This is a genomic window from Pseudomonas sp. 05N434 (assembly GCF_056396965.1).
In genome coordinates this window covers 1-2047 of sequence record NZ_JBFTMK010000718.1, presented here as the reverse complement: position 1 = coordinate 2047, position 2047 = coordinate 1, and the positions used below count along the sequence as shown (strand labels likewise).

General features: G+C 53.4%; 2 protein-coding genes. Both read left to right on the top strand.

Annotated elements, in window-relative coordinates:
• Positions 1–951: glycosyltransferase family 4 protein (locus AC1DLB_RS28530; RefSeq protein WP_477786139.1), on the top strand; the 951-nt coding region annotated here is incomplete at its 5' end.
• 197 nt (positions 952–1148) lie between these two features.
• Positions 1149–2047: NAD-dependent epimerase/dehydratase family protein (locus tag AC1DLB_RS28525; RefSeq protein ID WP_477786138.1), on the top strand; the 899-nt coding region annotated here is incomplete at its 3' end.

Here is a 2047-nt window from a genome sequence, read left to right as displayed (position 1 = left end):
GTGAAAGAGATCATTCATGATTTCGGAATTGAAGCACTTAATAGCCACCAGTGGTACGTTCAGAAGTATCCGGTCGATGTCCCGGATGTTTTTTCCGAGCTTGGCGCCCATGTGGCTGCTCTGCACGGGATGATTGAACATGGCAATGGAGTGACTGATGAACAGTTGCGCATTGCTGACAAAGGTGTCAGTACATGGGTCTACACCGCTGAGAAAAATCTTGTTCCTTTCTCGGACATCTCACTGTACGACAAGTCTTCTCCCCGTTTCGTCAAGGTTCCTAACGGGTTGCAGCCGCCGGAAATCGTTCCAATCTCGCGCGTGCAGATGGGTATACCGGAAGATGCTTTTGTATTGTGTTGTGTCAGTCGGGCAATTCCCGATAAAGGCTGGGGCGAAGCTATCCAGGCGGTAGAACTTGCGCGATCACTTTCCGGTCGGGACATCCGTATTATATTGGTCGGTAATGGCCTGGTGTACGATGAATACTGTCAAGCAGGTGCGCCGGACTTCGTTTACCTGGCTGGCTTTAGTGATAACTCCGTAGGCCATTATGCTGCCGCGGACATGGGCATCATGTTATCGACCTTCAGGTCAGAGAGTTTCCCTCTGACCATTGTCGATTGTCTGTTCGCCGGCAAGCCATACATTGCCACAGACGTAGGCGACATCAAAAACATGTTGACGATAGAGAGCGGCGTTGCCGGGGAGATTATCGGGTTGGAAGATTGGGTCGTCCCAATCGAGAGTGCGGCCCGCGTGATTGCAGAGTTCGCGACAGATGAACGGAAATACAAGGAAGCCGTCGGCCTGGTGAAAGACGTTTCCAGTCGATATCGAATTGACGCCGTTGCCTCTCAATATCTTCGTTTGTTCGAGCGTGACATTCAGCAGCGCAGGGCGGAGCCGGCGAAGGCCGAAGCCGCTGGCCTGACTGTCCAAGACCTGTAGCCGGAGTTGCTGTAAGCAGGACAGCTAGCGTTAAGGGGAGGGCTCACAGGGCAGGTCCGGCTGATTACCAGGCCTGCGCTGAGAGCAAGACGGGCGTCTCCGGCAATTTGGTAAGCCGCCTCTCTTGACGTATCATTAGCCGTCACAGTGTGTTCCGTTAAACAATAAAGTGTAGGTCGTTGCAATGGTTGCCAAGGATGGGGCAGGTCACGCCCGCCTTGTCTGCTGCTGCACAAGGCGGCAGTTTCAACCATATCAAGCGCTGGAGGGCAACGTTGAATAATTCCGAGAACACTTCCCCTAATCCCGTTAAGCGGTCCCTGGTTTTGGGGGGGCGTGGTTTCATAGGCACCCACTTGATAGACGCATTGCTCGATCAGGGCCATTTTGTGCGCTGTTTCGATCGTCCCAATGTGGCGCCGTTGGGTGAATCCCACTTCAATCATCCTAATTTCGAGCTTTGCGAAGGAGACTTCACCAGCGAGGCCGAAGTCGCCAAGGCATTGGAAGGTTGCGATGTTTGCTATCACCTGGTGTCTACGACCCTCCCCAAGTCTTCAAATGCGGATCCCGTCTTCGATGTGGAGAGCAATGTCGTTGCGACCATCCGCCTGCTAAACCTCGCGGTGAAGTCCGGGCTGAGGAAGATTGTTTTTATCTCCTCCGGCGGCACGGTGTATGGAGACCCTACGCAAGTACCTATTCCAGAAACCCATGCTACTGACCCGGCTTGTTCCTATGGAATTGCCAAGTTGGCGATCGAGAAGTATTTGGCGCTTTTCCATCGCTTATACGGCCTTGATTATACTGTTCTACGTCTTGCAAACCCCTTTGGTGAGGGGCAGCGCACCTATGCTAGCCAAGGCGCGGTAGCCGTATTCCTTGGCAAAGTCCTGCGTGGCGAGACGGTTGAGATTTGGGGCGATGGCACGGTTGTACGTGACTACATTCATGTCTCTGATGTGGTGAGAGCGTTGTTGGCATCGTCAGCGCAATCCGGTGAAGAGCATGTGTTCAATATCGGTTCAGGGCGCGGACATAGTCTCAATGAGGTTCTTGATGCGATCGAGAGGGTCACGGGGCGAAATGCCAGTCG